Here is a 15,495-nt window from a genome sequence, read left to right as displayed (position 1 = left end):
TGTGGGAGAAGGTGGCCGAGCGAAGCTCGGACGGATGAGGGGTGCTGGACGGATCGCAACCGTTGGATGAACCAGCATGTCCGAAAAGATCATCCTCGCCTCCGGCAGCCCGTTCCGAAAGACCATGCTCGTCAATGCCGGCCTCGACATCGAGGCGGTGTCGGCAAATATCGACGAGCGCGCCCTCGAGGCTCCGCTGAAAGACAGCGGCGTCTCGCCGGAGGATGTCGCCTCTATCCTGGCAGAGGCCAAGGCGACTGAGGTCAGCGAGCGGAGGCCCGGCTCCCTGGTGCTCGGCTGCGACCAGACGCTGTCGCTGGGCGACGAGATCTTTCACAAGCCCGCCGACATGGAAGGCGCGCGTCGCCACCTGCTCGCGCTCTCCGGCAAGACGCATCAATTGAACAGCGCGGCCGTGCTTTGCCGCGACGGCGAGGTGCTGTGGCGGCATGTCGGCGTCGCCAGCCTCACCATGCGCAAGCTCGATCCCGCCTTCATCGGCAGGCATCTGGCGCGCGTCGGCGCCAAGGCGCTGACGAGCGTCGGCGCCTATCAGGTCGAGGGCGAAGGCATCCAGCTGTTCGAGAAGATCGAGGGCGACTATTTCACCATCGTCGGCCTGCCGTTGCTGCCGGTCCTGAAGGAGCTGCGCGCGCTGGGAGCCATCGATGGCTAAGAAAAAGGCCTTTGTCACCGGACATCCGATCGCCCATTCGCGCTCGCCGAAGATCCACGGCTATTGGCTCCAGCAATACGGCATCGACGGCAGCTACCAGGCGATCGACGTCGCGCCGGCGGATTTCGCCGAATTTCTGAAATCTCTCGGCGAGGAGGGCTACCGCGGCGGCAATGTCACCATTCCGCACAAGGAAGCCGCCTTCGCCGGCGTCGCCCGCCGCGACCATGCGGCCGATGAAATCGGCGCCGTCAACACGCTGTGGTTCGAGAAAGGCGTTCTCTGGGGCGGCAATACGGACGGCTACGGTTTTGCCGCCAACCTCGATGACCATGCGCCGGGATGGGCGGCCAATGGACCGGCCGTGGTGCTGGGCGCCGGCGGCGCCTCCCGCGCCGTCATCCACGCGCTGAAAGAGCGCGGCATCAAGGACATCCGCATCGTCAATCGGACGCTGGCGAGAGCCGAGGAACTCAGCCGCCAATTTGGCCCTGGCGTCTCGGCGCATGGGGCAGTCGGCGAGCTGCTTGCCGATGCCGGCCTGCTGATCAACACCACAGCGCTTGGCATGCATGGTGATGCGACGCTCTCCGCCGATCCGGCCGGCTTGCCGGACCACGCCATCGTCACCGACATCGTCTATGTGCCGTTGGAAACGCCTTTGCTTGCCGCCGCCAGGGCGCGAGGGCTGAAGACGGTCGACGGGCTCGGCATGCTGCTGCATCAGGCGGTGCCCGGCTTTGAACGCTGGTTCGGCCGCAAACCCGAAGTCTCGCCCGAATTGCGGCGCATGATCGTCGCCGACATCGAGGGCCACTGATGATCGTGCTCGGCCTCACCGGATCGATCGGCATGGGCAAGTCGGCGACGGCGAAGATGTTCGCCGAGGCCGGCGTGCCAGTGCATGATTCGGACGAGACGGTGCATCGCCTCTATGCGGGCAAGGCGGCGCCTTTGGTCGAGGCGGCCTTCCCGGGCACGACTGAGGCGGGCGTGGTCGATCGCGTGAAGCTGGCGAGCCAAGTGCTCGGCGATCCCGCCGCGCTGAAGAAGCTCGAGTCAATCATTCATCCGCTGGTGCGCGCCGATGCCGATGCGTTTCTGGCGAGGCATCGGGCCGCCGGCGCGCCGCTCGCCGTGCTCGACATCCCGCTTCTGTTCGAGACCGGCGGCCGCAACCGCGTCGACAAGGTCGTGGTCGTCACCGCGTCGCCCGAGATCCAGCGCGAGCGCGTGCTCGCCAGGCCGGGCATGAGCGAGGAGAAGTTCTTGTCGATCCTCGCCAAGCAGGTTCCCGACGCCGAAAAGCGCCGCCAGGCCGATTTCATCATCGACACCGGACACGGCTTCGAGGCGGCGCGGAAGGCGGTCGACGCGATTATTGCCGAACTCTCGGGGGAAAAGTCGGGCAAAGCCGGCTCCTGACGGCAAGCCGTCAGCAGTCCCCATTGCCATTTTGTTCTGGTTTGTGATTCTGCTCCTTGGAGCGGATTGATTCGAAATGCGTGAGATCATCTTCGATACGGAAACCACCGGCCTCGATTTGCGCGAAGACCGCATCATCGAGCTCGGCGGTGTCGAGTTGGTCAACCGTTTCCCGACCGGCCGCACCTTCCATAAATTCATTAATCCGCAGGGCCGCGCCATCCACGCCGAGGCGCAAGCCGTGCATGGCATCAGCGCCGCGGACCTGGTCGGCAAGCCGACCTTCGCCGAAATCGTCGATGAGTGGCTGGCCTTCACCGACGGCGCCAAACTGATCGCGCATAACGCCACCTTCGACCTCGGCTTCCTCAACCTCGAATACAGCCGGCTCGACCATCCGGCCATCGATCCCGGCCGCATCATCGACACCCTCGCTTTGGCGCGCCGCAAGCATCCGATGGGCCCGAACTCGCTCGATGCGCTCTGCCGCCGCTACGGCATCGACAACACCCGCCGCACAAAGCACGGGGCGCTGCTCGACTCCGAGCTGCTGGCCGAGGTCTACATCGAGCTCATCGGCGGCAAGCAGGCGGCGCTGGTGCTGGAGACGGTGGCGGCGCAGATGAATGGCGCCGGCGAGGTGGCCGATATCGACATCTCTGTCGGCGCCCGGCCCATCGCCCTGCCGCCGCGTCTGAGCGAAGCGGACCGCGCCGCGCATGCCGGGCTGGTTTCGACGCTCGGCGAAAAGGCGCTGTGGCTTAAGGTGGCGGTGGGCTGAGAGCTTTTGGCACCGACGTCGGAGATTAGCCGAATCCCTCCGTGACGTCGTCATACTCGGGCTTGACCCGAGTATCCATGCCGTGACCGCCGCCGTAGGGCGCAACGGTGCAGAATTCTGTAACCGCATCAACGCTTTGGCGTCACGGCATGGATCCTAGGGTCTGCGCGCGTCGCTTCGCTCCTTGCTCCGCCCTAGGATGACGACCGCACGAAGGCCTTTGCCAGTCTCAGACGTCTCAACAAAAAAGCCCGGCACCAGCCGGGCTTTTCGTGACTCGATGAGGCGCCTTTCTCAGCTCACCTGGACCTTGCTCGCGGCCTGGTCCTCGGCGATGCGCTGCTGGAACATCTGCGCGAAATCGATCGGGTCGAGCATCAGCGGCGGGAAGCCGCCATTGCGGGTGGCGTCGGAGATAATCTGGCGGGCGAAGGGGAACAGGAGCCGCGGGCATTCGATGAACAGGATCGGCAGCATGTGCTCCTGCGGGAAGCCCGAGATGGCGAAGACGCCGCCATAGACCAGCTCGACATTGAACAGCACTTCCTGGTCGAAGGAGGCCTTGGCGTTCAAGGTCAGGTTGACGTCGAACTGCTTGTCCGAAAGCGGATTGGCATTGACGTTGACGTTGATGGCGATGCCGGGAGCCTTGTCGCGGCCGCGCAGCGAGTTCGGCGCGCCGGGGCTTTCGAAGGAAAGATCCTTCACATACTGGGCAAGCACATTGAGCGAGGGCTGGTTCTGGGTGCCGTTGCCGTTGGCGGCGCCGGTCGCCGCGTCATCGTTGCTGGCCATGAGCCTTTAAGTCCTTCTGCCTGGGCAGCATTGCTGACCGGATTGAAATCGCGGGTTCGCTACCATGGCCCGCCGGACAAAACAAGTTTTGCCGCCTCTATCGGCGGAAGGAACAGGACAGCGCAAACGCTGGGGATTGGCCGAAGCCTCCTAACCTCGTCATTCCAGGGCGGAGCAGCCGCGAAGCGGCGTCGCGGAGACCCTGGAATCCATTCCGTGACCTTGGTCGAAAAGCGCAGCGGAGCAGAATTCTGCACTGCGGCAGCGTTCGGACGTCACGGAATGGATCTTCGGGTCTGCGCTGCGTCGCTTCGCTCCTCGCTACGCCCGTGGATGACGATCGCGATGAGCGTTTCGGTCAATCTCCAAGGCATGCCACCTGCGAAGGCAAACGACCGGTCAGGATCCCGTCCGGGACTAATCATTTTTCAGCCGCCGCCAGGGCGAATTGTGATCCGGACGGTTCGGATAATCGTCGCGCGAATAGTCGCTGTCGTCGAGGTCGATGACGGTCTCGCGCCGGCGCGCCGAAAAGCCGCTCGAGAAGTTGGTCGCCATGACGATGCGGCTCTTGAGCAGGCGCCAGGCGAGGTCGCGCACCGGCGGCAGCAGCAGGAGAATGGCGAAGATATCGGTGATGAAGCCGGGGATGATCAAAAGGATCGCCGCCAGCACGATCATCGCGCCATGCGCGAGCTGCCGGCTGGGATCATGCCCGGCATCCATCTCGGCCCGCACCCGCGTCATGACGCCGAAACCCTGATGCCTGAGCAGCAGGCTGCCGGCGACGCTGGACAGGATGACCAGCCCGACCGTCGCCAAGGCGCCGATCTCGCGGCCGACGACCACGAAGCCGGCAATCTCCAGCAGCGGCAGCAGGAGCAGGAGCAGCGGGATGAAGGAAATGCGCAAAGTCTCGACCGATCACTTTCTTCTTTTGGGCGCTCGCGGACAATCGCCGCTGGCCTTGGCGCCCTTAGATAGGTATGGCTGCCTTTGATTTGAATGATTGCGCCTGCCGTTCTATATGCTTTGGATGTTGAACGCCATGCGACCGCGATCCCCGAGGGGTTAAGCCGGTCCGGCAAGAACAGGGTTCGAGTTGGCGGAAAATATGGGTTTCTTCGACTTCGGCACGATTTTCTTCCTGATTGCGGCGGTTGTGATCTTTTTCCAGCTGCGCAACGTGCTCGGACGTCGCACCGGCAACGAGCGCCCGCCCTTCGATCCCTATTCGGCGAGCCGCACGCGCGAGGCCGATGCGGCGCAGAAGCCTGAAAATGTCGTGTCGCTGCCGCGCAAGCGCGCGCCGGGCGAGTCCTCCGCCGAGACCTATGCCGCGATCGACGCCTTCGCCAAGCCGGACACCGATCTCAACAAAGGCCTGCGCACGATCAAGGACAACGATCCGTCCTTCGAACCGAAAACCTTCGTCGACGGCGCCAAGATGGCCTATGAGATGATCGTCATGGCCTATGCCGACGGCGACCGTAAGACGCTGAAGAATCTTCTTTCGCGCGAAGTCTATGACGGCTTCGTCGCCGCCATCGGCGAGCGCGAGGCGAAGTCGGAGAAAATCCAGTCCTCCTTCGTCGGCATCGACAAGGCCGACATCGTCTCCGCGGAGATGAAGGGCTCGGAAGCGCATATCACGCTGCGGGTCGTCTCTGAGCTGATCTCGGCGACCCGCGACAAGGCCGGCGCCGTCATCGACGGCGATCCGGAAACGGTGGCCGAGGTCAAGGATGTCTGGACCTTCGCCCGCGACACACGCTCGCGCGACCCGAACTGGAAGCTCGTCGCCACCGAAGAAGAAGATTGAGATCAAGCGGCGGGGCTCGGTCGTGCCGCTCTCTCTCATATTCAGCGAAAAATCTTTTGATGACCTGCCCGGCTGGGGCGAGGACGACCATGCTGCGGCCTTCGCGGCCTTTCGCCGCTCGGCCTTCCATGCGCCGATAAAACCTTACCGCACCGGATCGCTCGGCGTCGATTTCAACGCCTTCGCCGATGCCTATGCCGAGGCGCGCGCCGTTTCGGCGCCGAATCGGTCGCAAGCGCGATCCTTCTTCGAACAGCATTTCGTTCCGATGCTGGTGAAGGCCGACAATGGAGCAGGTCTCGTGACCGGCTTCTACGAGCCGGAGGTCGAGGCCTCGTCGGTCAGGACCGAGCGGTTCGCCGTGCCGCTTCTGTCCCGCCCCGCCGACCTGATCGACATCGACGACGGCAACCGGCCGGCCGGCCTGGATGCCTATCTGGCCTTCGCCCGTCGGACGGACAACGGCCCCGTTGAATATTTCGACCGTAGCGAAATCGAGCGCGGCGCGCTCTTAGGCCAAAATCTCGAAATCGCCTGGCTCGCCGAAAAGGTCGATGCCTTCTTCATCCATGTGCAGGGCGCGGCTAGGCTGAAGATGACCGACGGCAGGCTCATCCGCGTCACCTATGCCGCGAAGTCGGGCCAGCGCTTCACCGGCCCCGGCAAGATTCTAAGCGATCTCGGCGAGATCCCGCTGGAGAAGGTGACGATGCAGTCGATCCGCGCCTGGTTCAAGGCGCATCCTAGCCGCGTCGACGAGATCCTCTGGCAGAACCGCTCCTACATCTTCTTCCGCGAGGCCGCGGTCGATGATGCGGCGCTTGGGCCGATCGCCGCCGCCAAGGTGCCGCTGACGCCGGGGCGCTCGGTCGCGGTCGACCGCCTGCTGCACACATTCGGCACGCCCTTCTACATCGACGCGCCGACGCTTACCGCCTTCGACCAAAAACCGTTCCGGCGGCTGATGATCGCGCAGGACACCGGATCGGCCATCACCGGGCCCGCGCGAGGCGACCTCTTCGCCGGCTCCGGGGACGCCGCCGGCGAGATCGCCGGCGTGGTCCGCAATGCGGCCGATTTCTATGCGTTGGTTCCGCGTGGGCTTCTGAATGGAGCGACCCGGTGAGCCGCCGCGACGACCATCTCAGTGACGACGACCGCATCCTGTGGAACCTGGTGGCGCGTTCGGCCCGGCCGTTGAAAGGCAAGACCGCAGTCGAGATTCCCGAAATCATCGAGCCCAAGCCGACGGCGGCCGCCGCTCCCGTCAACGGTGTCCCGGCCGTCGCGGCAAAACCGAAGACGCCGCATGTCTCGCATTCGCTCGATGACCAGACGCTGCACAAGCTGAAGAAAGGCCGGCTGCCGATCGAAGGCCGCGTCGACCTGCACGGCATGACGCAGGACGAGGCCTATTCGCTGCTGCTCTCCTTCCTGCATCGGGCGCATGCCGGCGGCATCCGCTACGTTCTGATCATCACCGGCAAGGGATCGTCCTCGGGCGGCGACGGCATCCTGCGCCGCGCCGTGCCGGCCTGGCTGTCGACGCCGGCCTTCCGCCATCTCGTCTCCAGCCACGATCACGCAGCTCGCAACCATGGCGGCTCCGGCGCGCTCTATGTGCGGCTGCGGCGGACGCGCCCATGAGGAGCTCGCAATGAGCGGCTCGGCAATGAGGGGCCCGGCCATGAGCAGGCCGACATGACCCCGTTCGGCGAGAAGCTCAGGGCGCTGCGCGCCGAGCGCGGCGTCAGCCAGAAGGCGATGGCCGAGGCCATCGGCGTCAGCGCCGCCTATCTGTCGGCGCTCGAGCACGGCCGTCGCGGCGCGCCGACCTGGACGCTGATCCAGAAGATCATCGGCTATTTCAACATCATCTGGGACGATGCCGAGGACCTCGCCCGCCTCGCCGAAAGCTCGCACCCGAGGGTCAGGATCGACACGTCCGGCCTGTCGCCGGCGGCGACGGAGCTGGCCAATCTCTTGGCCGAGAGCATCGAGAGGCTGGATGAGGAGCAACTGCGCCGCCTCAGCACGTCGATCCGTGAGGCGCTCGGTCGGCCTTTGTAGTCCAGCCGTCAGGCGCCAGCAGATCGCGATTGTCCGCTGGCGCGTGGTTCGACTCCATCTGAACTCTTGAGATCAGAACTTGCCGGCGCCGTTGGTGCTGCCACCATTGGTGCTGCCCCGCCCGCCCTTGCCTTCATGGCCCTGATGGTCACGACCATTGCCGCCGCCAAGGCAGTTCTCGGAGCCGACGGTGCAGCAGCGGCCGCTCCACAGGTCATTGAGGTTGGTCGCGGCGCAGCTTTTGTAGGTCTGGTCCGCCAGGGCCGATCCGGTCAGGGCCGAAATCGCGACGGCGGCAAGAAGGGTGTTGCGCAGGAAAGCAGTCATTTGAGGTCTCCATGGTTGGATTTGCCATTCACGGCTGTGTGTCGCCGGCCGAACGGGAATGGTTCATGGAGTTGTGCGAAATTCTCGGAGGGCCACCGCCTTCGTCATCCACGGGCGGAGCGGGAGCGAAGCGGACGCGCAGACCCGGAGGGTGAGGCGCCTCACAAAGAAAAGCAGGGTCGCTTCCTACTGCACCGAGCCGACCAGCACCGCCTGGCCGTCGCGGATCGAGACCCAGCGTCCGGTGTTGTCGATCGCCTGGCGCTTGAGGAAGCGGTAGCCGGTCGCGTCCCAGGCTTTCACCTTGTCGGTGAGATTGTCGAGCACGTAGTCGCCCTTGTCGGTGCGCACCGTCAGCACCGAATGGCCTTCGCCGTCCGGCTTGCGAACAACGGTGATCAGGAGATCGGCGAGCGACATGCCCATGCGATAAAGCTGGCGGCGCTTTTCCAGCACATAGTCCTCGCAGTCGCCATAGCCGTCATCCGGATAGGCCCAGACTTCATCCTTTCCGTAGTGGTCGAGATCGCTCAACGGCTTGACGGCGGCGTTGACCTTGGCGCTGACGCTGACCAGCTTGCGCCACAGGCCGTCCGTCATCCTGGCCGGCTCGAGATCGGCCGGATGGATGTTGCATTCGTTCGGACGCGCTTTGCAGAAATCATAGTGCCCGATCGGCTGCGAGGTCAGGCCGCCCGTGGTCATTGCGCCCGCCGCCCAGGCGGGCACCGCCCAGTGGGCTGAAATCGCCAGCCCTGCGACTGAACACAAACGCAGAATCCGCGTCATCGCTGAGGAAGTCATTGCCCCCGCCGCCCTGTTCTTTATTAACGAAACGTTAAAGGCGATTTACAGTCCGTGTCAATTAGAGACCGCGGCCAGTTTGACGGCATGGTTACCTGGACGATCCCGTAGCGGCACTTTCGCAACAGAGGCGCTGGCGCAACACCAGCGGCCGCCCTCCGGCGGCGGAACGGAAGTTCGCTCTGGCGCGGTCCGCGGCGTTCAGCCTTTCGCGGAACGGACCAGTTTGGGCCTCGTCGCCACACGCTGCTGGCGGCCATAGCTGGAAATGAAGTCGGCGATGCGCGGCACGATCTCGGAGCGGAAGCGCGAGCCGTTGAAGACGCCGTAATGGCCGACGGCCGGTTGCACGTAATGGACATGCTTGTCGGCGGGAATGTTGACGCACAGATCATGCGCGGCCTGGGTCTGGCCGAGCCCGGAAATGTCGTCGTTCTCGCCTTCGATGGTGAGCAGCGCGACGTTGCGGATCGCTGCGCAGTCGACCGTCTCGCCGCGATGCGTCATCTCGCCCTTCGGCAAGGCGTGGCGCACGAACACGGTGTCGACCGTCTGCAGGTAGAATTCCGCCGTCAGGTCCATCACCGCCAGATATTCGTCATAGAAGTCGCGGTGCTTTTCGGCGCTGTCGCCGTCATGCTTCACAAGGTGCATGAAGAAGTCCTTGTGGGCGATGATGTGGCGGTCGAGATTCATGCTCATGAAGCCGGAGAGCTGCAGGAAGCCCGGATAGACCACGCGGCCGAAGCCCGGCACCGGCCAGGGCGCCTGCATGATGACATTGTCGCGGAACCAGTCGATGCCCTTTTCCTTGGCCAGGAGATTGACCGCGGTGGGGTTGCGGCGCGTGTCGACCGGCCCGCCCATCAGCGTCATGGTCGACGGCACGAAGGGATCGCCGCGCCTGTCCATCAGCGCCACCGCCGCCAGCACCGGCACGGAAGGCTGGCAGACGGCCATCACATGGGTGTCGGGGCCGAGCGCATGGAACATCTCGATGACGTAGTCGATATAGTCGTCGAGATCGAAGCTGCCTTGCGCCACCGGCACCATGCGGGCGTCGACCCAGTCGGTGATGTGCACGTCCGCGTGCGGAAGCATCGCCTCGACCGTGCCGCGCAGCAGTGTCGCGTAGTGGCCCGACATCGGCGCCACGATCAAAAGCTTCGGGTCAGGCTTGCGCCCTGCGGGCAGCGCGCGCTCGAAGCGCACCAGGTTGCAGAACGGCTTCGACCAGACCGTCTTTTCAGTGACGTCGACGCTCTTCCAGTCGACCACGGTCTTGTCCAGCCCGAATTGCGGCTTGCCGTAGCGGCGTGTGGTGCGCTCGAACAGCTCGGCGGTCGCCGCGACCGAGCGGCCGAAGGGGGTGTGGGAGATCGGGTTGAGCGGGTTGGAGTAGAAGAGCCGCACCGCGTCGGCATAGAGGCGCGCGGGCTGCAGCGCCGCATGGTTCATTTCGTAGAGCTGGTAGAACATTGAGAACCCCGTTGCCGTCCGTCGACCAAAGGACGACGAACAGCGCCGAGCCTTGCCCGGCGAGGTTAACAAGATATTGTTGCGATGCAATACGTCATTTTGTCTGACGAATGCTTCTTTGGTTCAACCTGTTGGAAATCAGGCTTGAGCGGGCGAGCCGGCTCACTGTGCGGTGCCGAAATGTGAAGGATATGTGTCCGGCCCCTCTTTGCCGGACCCCGGCCATGATCCAGAACCGTGGGGCTGCGTTGGATCATGGTCCGGCGAAAACGGTGGAGCTCTCTAGGCGCGCGCCATGCAGACGGCGGTGTGGCCCGAACCGATGAAGCCCAGCTGGCGGGCGGCGCCGCGGGACAGGTCGAGCATGCGGCCCTTGACGAACGGACCGCGATCGTTGATGCGCACGACGACGCTGCGGCCGTTGTTCTTGTTGGTGACCCTGAGCTTGGTGCCGAAAGGCAGAGTGCGGTGGGCGGCGGTCAGTGCCGAGGGGTTCATGCGTTCCCCTGAGGCGGTTCTGGAATGCAGCGCATACCAGGAAGCGCGGCCGCATTGCGCGGCGGCGGAGGAGGCGGACGAGGCGCCAGCCATCAGGCCAGCCGCGATCGTTACCGCGACAAGCGCGGTCTGGTTGGTTCTCTTCATGCTTTGGGGGTGGCTCCGTTGATCGAATAGCCCCGCCTAAGTGCCGAATGAGGCGGGAAATGCGGCAGCCTTCTGGCGGTTCCATGGCGAGGGCACACGTTTGGAGTCGCCACGAAACAGTTTGTCATGATATTTTTGGAGGTGGAGAGGCGTATTCTTGATGAATATCGGACCACTCTCCGGGACGTTCCGGACAAGATCGGTTCTTAAATTGGAAGTACAGAGGGGCCGGACTACTCCGACTCCTCAGTGTCTTTTGTTGCGTCCCTGTCACCGCTCGAAATCGACTTCCGGAGAGGATCAAGCCGATGCGATTGTTCAGGTTTGTGCTGGCGCTGATTGTGCTTTGCCTGGGCGCGCTATGGTCGCTGCAGGGGCTCGGCCTGGTCGGCGGCAGCTTCATGACCGGCCAGACGCGATGGCTCTATATCGGCCTCGTCACCGTGCTGGTCGGCATCGTCGGACTGCGCTGGGCGAGCCAGTCGCGCGTCTAATGATCTCGTGATTTGGGATCGCGGCCGGCGCCGCGCTCAAGCCCGGTTGAACAGGTGATCCAGGATGGTGCCCTCGATATGGGCTAGCTCTGCCGAACCGTGCCGGCGCGGCCGGGCCACGGGCACGTCGAGGTCGAGGGCGATCCTGCCGGCGCCGATCACCACGACGCGGTCGGCGAGCGCGACGGCTTCGCCGACGTCGTGCGTCACCAGTATGGCGGTGAACTTCTGGTCGAGCCATATCCGTTCCAGAAGCTGCTGCATCTCGATACGGGTCAGCGCGTCCAGCGCGCCGAGCGGCTCGTCCAGCGCCAGGATCTGCGGCTGGCCGACCAGGGCGCGGGCAAGCGCGACGCGCTGCTTCTGACCGCCCGACAGCACGGAGGGCCACTCGTCGGCGCGATCGGCGAGCCCGACCTCGTCCAGCATGGCAAGCGCCCGCTGCCTGGCCTCGGCACCGCCGGCGATGCCGGTCAGCCCGATCTCGACATTCTTCACCACGCTCGCCCAGGGCAGCAGCCGCGGCTCCTGGAACATGAAGCGCGTGCGGCTGTGACCCGCCTCGGCGGCGCCGAAGGTCAGCGAGCCGCTGGTCGGGCGGTCGAGCCCGGCGAGCAGCCGAAGCAGCGTGCTCTTGCCGCAGCCGCTCTTGCCGATGACGGCCAGGAACTGCCCGGCCCGCACGTCGAGGCTGATGCCGTCGAGCACGATCTTGTCGCCGAAGCGCTTTCCCACCTCCTTGAAGGCGAAGGCCCGGCGGCCTTCGACCGAGCCGATCGTCCGGGCTTGCGCCGGCGTGGCGACGAGGGAGCGTGCGGCGGTGAGGGTGGCGGCAGGCATCTTTGTTCTCACCCTTTCTGGAAGGCCGGATGCCAGCCGAGCGACAGGCGCTCGAGCAGGCGGGCAAGGCTGTCGGCGAGCTTGCCGAGCAGCGCATAGATCAGGATCGAGAGCACCACGACATCGATCAGCAGGAACTCGCGCGCCTGCATGGCCATGTAGCCGAGGCCGGAGCTTGCCGAGATCGTCTCGGCGACGATCAGCGTCAGCCACATGATGCCCAATGCGTAGCGCAGGCCGACGAAGATCGACGGCAGCGCGCCGGGCAGGATCACCCGGAAGAACAAGGCGCGCCGGTCGAGCCCGTAGACGCGGCCCATCTCGACCAGCTGCGGATCGACGCTCTGGATGCCGAGCAGCGTGTTGACATAGATCGGGAAGAAGACGCCCAGCGCCACCAGGAAGAGTTTTGCCTCCTCGTCGATGCCGAACCAGAGGATAACCAGCGGGATCAGTGCCAGATGCGGGATGTTGCGGATCATCTGCAGCGTCGTGTCGGTGAGCCCGCGGCTGAGCGCCGACAATCCGTTGGCGAGGCCGAGCGCGAAGCCGATCGAGCCGCCGATGACGAAGCCCGACAGCGCGCGCAAGGTCGAGACGCCGATGTTGCGGACCAGCTCGCCGGACAAGGTCAGCCGCCAGAAGGCCTCGGCCACCGCGCTCGGCGCCGGCAGCACATTGGCGGGGATCAAGCCCGCGCGTGCCGCGGCTTCCCAGCCGGCGATGATTGCCGCCGGCAGGAGCCAGCCGGCCACCCCGTTGCTGGCAAGGCGCGTCGCCAGGCTCATGACGCCGCCTGCAGGCGGCTGGCGCCGTGGAAGCCGACCGAGAATTCGTTGGCGATATCCTTGTGCGCCCGTTGCCGCTGCGTGCCCAGGCCGAGCCGCGGGAACAACAGCTCGGCGACGCGATAGGCCTCCTCGAGATGCGGGTAGCCGGAGCCGATGATGGTGTCGATGCCGATCGCCTGGTATTCGCCGATGCGCTCGACGATCTGCTCCGGCGTGCCGACCAAAGCCGTGCCGGCGCCGCCGCGCACCAGGCCGACGCCGGCCCAAAGGTTCGGCGACACGACAAGCCGGTCGCGCCGGCCGCCATGCAGTTCGGCCATGCGCCGCTGCCCGACCGAATCCATCTCCTTGAGGAAACGCGCTTGCGCATTCTCGATCTGCGCGTCGGTGACATGGCTGATCAGCCGCTCGGCGGCGCGCCAGGCCTCGTCCTCGGTCTCGCGCACGATGAAATGCAGCCTGATGCCGAAACGCAGCTTGCGGCCGCGCCGCGCCGCTTTTTCACGCGCCGAAGCGACCTTTGCGGCAACCTGCGCCGGCGGCTCGCCCCAGGTGAGATACATGTCGACGAGGCCGGCCGCGAGCTCCTGGCCGGCGTCGGAGGAGCCGCCGAAATAGAGCGGCGGCCGCTCCTGCAGCGGCAACAAATCGAGGCGGCCGTTCTCGACGCGGTAGTGTTTGCCTTCGAAATTCACCCGTTCGCCGGACACCAGCCCGCGCCAGATGGTGAGAAATTCCTGCGCCTGCGCATAGCGCTCGTCATGCGGCAGGAACACGCCGTCGCCGGCAAGCTCGGTCGGATTGCCGCCGACCACGACATTGAGCAGCAGGCGGCCGTTGCTCAGCCGGTCGAGCGCCGCGGTCTGGCGCGCGGCGAAGGTCGGCAGCGTCACGCCGGGTCTGAGCGCGACGAGGAATCTCAGCCTCTCCGTCAGCGTCGCGAGCCCGGTGGCGGTGATCCAGGAATCCTCGCAGTTCTGCCCGGTGGGCAAGAGCACGCCCGGGAAGCCCAGCCGGTCGACCGCCTGCGCGATCTCCTTGAAGTAGCCGAATTCGGGCGGCCGCTGCTGCTTCTCGGTGCCGAGATAGGTTCCGTCGCCATGCGTCGGGATGAACCAGAAGAAATCGAGCGGGCTGGCTGAAGCAGTCATGGCTGAACCCAGAGAGAAGACAGGAGAAAATACGACGGCGCCGGGCGTTCGCCGCCCGGCGCCGTGGACGAAAATCAGTTGCCCGGCGCGGTCCAGACGGCGTCGGATATCCGCACCGCTTTCGGAATCAGCCCGAGCTTGAAGAAGCGGTCGGCGGTCGCCTGCTGGCCGGCGACGATCTCGGCGGTGATCGGATAAATGCCAAACTTGGTGCGGTTGGCGGCGATCGTCTGCGCGTCGAGCGGCACGCCGGTCACCTCATGCAGCGCCTCGGCCACCTTGTCGCGATTCTGGTCCGCCCATTTCGCCGCGTCGCCGAGCGCGGCGATCGTCGTCGAGACGAAATCCGGATGCGCCTTGGCGAAATCCTTGTTGGCGAGGAAATAGGTGTTGACCTTGAGCACGTCGATGGAGCGGGCAAGCACCCGCGGCTGGTAGCGCGTCTCAGCGATGGCGAAGAACGGGTCCCACACCGCCCAAGCGTCGATCTGGTCGCTGGCGAAGGCGGCCGCCGCATCGGCGGGGCTGAGATAGACCGGCGTGACCTGGTCGAAGGGGATGCCGGCTTTCTCCAGGGCGGCAACGACCAGATTGTGCGCGCTGGTGCCCTTGCCGACGCCGATGCGCATGCCCTTGAGGTCGGCCAACGACTGGATCGGCGAGGCCGGCTTGACGAAGATCGCCTCGCCCTCGCCATTGGAGGGCAGCGCCGCCGCATAGACGATGTTGGCGCCGGCCGACTGGCCGAAGATCGGCGGCGCGTCGCCGGTCCAGCCGACATCGATGGCGCCGACATTCAACGCTTCCACCAGCGGCGGGCCGGCGGTGAACTCGACCCACTTCACCGTCACGCCCTTGTCGGCCAGCGCCTTTTCGATGATCTGCTGCTGCCTGGCGATCACCGGCAGGCCGGTTTTCTGGTAGCCGATGTTGAACGCCTTGAGATCATCCGCAGCGGCGCCGAAGGATATGGCAGCCGTTGCCGCCACCAGCAGGCCGAGGCCAAAAACGCGTCTCGTCAGATTGAACATGACCCTCTCCTTCAATGGTCCCGAACTGCCGGGCCGTTTGGAATGAAGGCAGGCTAGGTAAATCTATAAAGTTAGTAGAGGAACGATCTTGCGAGTTCGGCGGATTTCATGGAATTATTTTCTGCGCGTAACCCTGGGTGTCGTCATCCTAGTTGAGACCGCACAGGGATTTTGATCGGTCGGCCCTGTTGCGTTGGCGGGCGGCATGCGTTGGAGATTGGCCGGAACGCCCTTCGTGATCGTCATGTATGGACGGCCCCTCTTGGGCAAGAGGCAAAATGACGACGACGGCGTAAGTCTGGAGCGGTCATGTATTCGGCCTTTAGTGCGGTCGATTTCGATGACCGCTGACCAACAAGGGTTA

Annotated in this window: 19 protein-coding genes; 9 read left to right on the top strand and 10 right to left on the bottom strand. The window is 64.9% G+C overall.

Annotation, left to right across the window (positions count from 1 at the left end; all coding sequences use genetic code 11):
- Positions 1-76 precede the first annotated feature (76 nt).
- The 4 genes from EOA23_RS21720 (at position 77) to dnaQ (ending at position 2,882) form a co-directional block, all read left to right on the top strand.
- On the top strand, positions 77-676 hold the full coding sequence (locus EOA23_RS21720; protein WP_127305646.1) for a Maf-like protein: 600 nt from the start codon (positions 77-79) through the stop codon (positions 674-676).
- Entirely contained in the window at positions 669-1,496 is an 828-nt protein-coding gene (locus EOA23_RS21715; RefSeq protein ID WP_127305645.1) for a shikimate dehydrogenase, read from the top strand. The genes EOA23_RS21720 and EOA23_RS21715 overlap by 8 nt, the downstream gene beginning before the upstream one ends.
- Positions 1,496-2,101: a dephospho-CoA kinase gene (gene coaE, locus EOA23_RS21710; protein WP_127305644.1), complete on the top strand. Its 606-nt coding sequence runs from the start codon at positions 1,496-1,498 to the stop codon at positions 2,099-2,101. Before EOA23_RS21715 ends, coaE begins: the two co-directional genes overlap by 1 nt.
- Positions 2,102-2,177: 76 nt before the next feature.
- Positions 2,178-2,882 (top strand): DNA polymerase III subunit epsilon, encoded by a 705-nt coding sequence (dnaQ, locus tag EOA23_RS21705; protein ID WP_127305643.1) that lies wholly within the window; start codon positions 2,178-2,180, stop codon positions 2,880-2,882.
- A 294-nt stretch (positions 2,883-3,176) separates the two neighbouring features.
- Here dnaQ and secB read toward each other — a convergent pair whose 3' ends face one another.
- A complete protein-coding gene (gene secB / locus EOA23_RS21700; RefSeq protein WP_042645309.1) occupies positions 3,177-3,677 on the bottom strand; it encodes a protein-export chaperone SecB in 501 nt (166 codons plus the stop codon).
- 417 nt (positions 3,678-4,094) lie between these two features.
- Positions 4,095-4,589 carry an FxsA family protein gene (locus EOA23_RS21695; protein ID WP_127305642.1) on the bottom strand — a complete coding sequence of 165 codons (495 nt, stop codon included), beginning with the start codon at positions 4,587-4,589 and terminating at the stop codon, positions 4,095-4,097.
- 202 nt (positions 4,590-4,791) lie between these two features.
- Here EOA23_RS21695 and EOA23_RS21690 point away from each other — a divergent pair, with 202 nt between their 5' ends.
- The 4 genes from EOA23_RS21690 to EOA23_RS21675 are packed head-to-tail and all read left to right on the top strand — an operon-like array spanning position 4,792 to position 7,569.
- Entirely contained in the window at positions 4,792-5,499 is a 708-nt protein-coding gene (locus EOA23_RS21690) for a Tim44/TimA family putative adaptor protein (RefSeq protein WP_127305641.1), read from the top strand.
- 22 nt (positions 5,500-5,521) lie between these two features.
- Complete coding sequence (locus tag EOA23_RS21685; RefSeq protein ID WP_127305640.1) at positions 5,522-6,625, top strand: murein transglycosylase A; 1,104 nt, start codon at positions 5,522-5,524, stop codon at positions 6,623-6,625.
- Positions 6,622-7,146: a Smr/MutS family protein gene (locus EOA23_RS21680; RefSeq protein WP_126063549.1), complete on the top strand. Its 525-nt coding sequence runs from the start codon at positions 6,622-6,624 to the stop codon at positions 7,144-7,146. The genes EOA23_RS21685 and EOA23_RS21680 overlap by 4 nt, the downstream gene beginning before the upstream one ends.
- Positions 7,147-7,200: 54 nt before the next feature.
- The gene (locus tag EOA23_RS21675; RefSeq protein ID WP_127305639.1) at positions 7,201-7,569 is read left to right on the top strand and encodes a helix-turn-helix transcriptional regulator; all 369 of its coding nucleotides are present in this window, start codon (positions 7,201-7,203) and stop codon (positions 7,567-7,569) included.
- A gap of 72 nt (positions 7,570-7,641) precedes the next feature.
- On the opposite strand, the gene EOA23_RS21670 is transcribed toward EOA23_RS21675, so the two are convergent.
- The 4 genes from EOA23_RS21670 to EOA23_RS21655 all read right to left on the bottom strand — a co-directional run bounded on the left by EOA23_RS21670 (position 7,642) and on the right by EOA23_RS21655 (position 10,824).
- The gene (locus tag EOA23_RS21670) at positions 7,642-7,896 is read right to left on the bottom strand and encodes a hypothetical protein (protein ID WP_127305638.1); all 255 of its coding nucleotides are present in this window, start codon (positions 7,894-7,896) and stop codon (positions 7,642-7,644) included.
- 186 nt (positions 7,897-8,082) lie between these two features.
- Positions 8,083-8,700, bottom strand: a complete 618-nt coding sequence (locus EOA23_RS21665) for a transglutaminase-like cysteine peptidase (RefSeq protein WP_126063546.1) — start codon at positions 8,698-8,700, stop codon at positions 8,083-8,085.
- A gap of 201 nt (positions 8,701-8,901) precedes the next feature.
- Positions 8,902-10,179 carry a polyhydroxyalkanoate depolymerase gene (locus tag EOA23_RS21660; RefSeq protein ID WP_127305637.1) on the bottom strand — a complete coding sequence of 426 codons (1,278 nt, stop codon included), beginning with the start codon at positions 10,177-10,179 and terminating at the stop codon, positions 8,902-8,904.
- 282 nt (positions 10,180-10,461) lie between these two features.
- Positions 10,462-10,824, bottom strand: a complete 363-nt coding sequence (locus EOA23_RS21655; protein ID WP_126063545.1) for a septal ring lytic transglycosylase RlpA family protein — start codon at positions 10,822-10,824, stop codon at positions 10,462-10,464.
- Positions 10,825-11,132: 308 nt separating this feature from the next.
- On the opposite strand from EOA23_RS21655, the gene EOA23_RS21650 reads away from it, so the two are divergent.
- Positions 11,133-11,318 (top strand): hypothetical protein, encoded by a 186-nt coding sequence (locus EOA23_RS21650; RefSeq protein WP_126063544.1) that lies wholly within the window; start codon positions 11,133-11,135, stop codon positions 11,316-11,318.
- A 36-nt stretch (positions 11,319-11,354) separates the two neighbouring features.
- On the opposite strand, the gene EOA23_RS21645 is transcribed toward EOA23_RS21650, so the two are convergent.
- The 4 genes from EOA23_RS21645 to EOA23_RS21630 all read right to left on the bottom strand — a co-directional run bounded on the left by EOA23_RS21645 (position 11,355) and on the right by EOA23_RS21630 (position 15,131).
- On the bottom strand, positions 11,355-12,158 hold the full coding sequence (locus tag EOA23_RS21645) for an ATP-binding cassette domain-containing protein (RefSeq protein WP_127305636.1): 804 nt from the start codon (positions 12,156-12,158) through the stop codon (positions 11,355-11,357).
- 8 nt (positions 12,159-12,166) lie between these two features.
- Complete coding sequence (locus EOA23_RS21640) at positions 12,167-12,946, bottom strand: ABC transporter permease subunit (protein ID WP_126063542.1); 780 nt, start codon at positions 12,944-12,946, stop codon at positions 12,167-12,169.
- Entirely contained in the window at positions 12,943-14,100 is a 1,158-nt protein-coding gene (ssuD, locus tag EOA23_RS21635; protein WP_126063541.1) for an FMNH2-dependent alkanesulfonate monooxygenase, read from the bottom strand. The genes EOA23_RS21640 and ssuD overlap by 4 nt, the downstream gene beginning before the upstream one ends.
- A 74-nt stretch (positions 14,101-14,174) precedes the next feature.
- A complete protein-coding gene (locus tag EOA23_RS21630; protein ID WP_127305635.1) occupies positions 14,175-15,131 on the bottom strand; it encodes a sulfonate ABC transporter substrate-binding protein in 957 nt (318 codons plus the stop codon).
- Positions 15,132-15,495: the final 364 nt, after the last annotated feature.

This window comes from Mesorhizobium sp. M2A.F.Ca.ET.042.01.1.1 (assembly GCF_003997405.1).
Classification (GTDB): domain Bacteria; phylum Pseudomonadota; class Alphaproteobacteria; order Rhizobiales; family Rhizobiaceae; genus Mesorhizobium.
The sequence above is the reverse complement of the archived record's forward strand: the minus strand, read 5'-3'. Positions and strand labels throughout refer to the sequence as shown.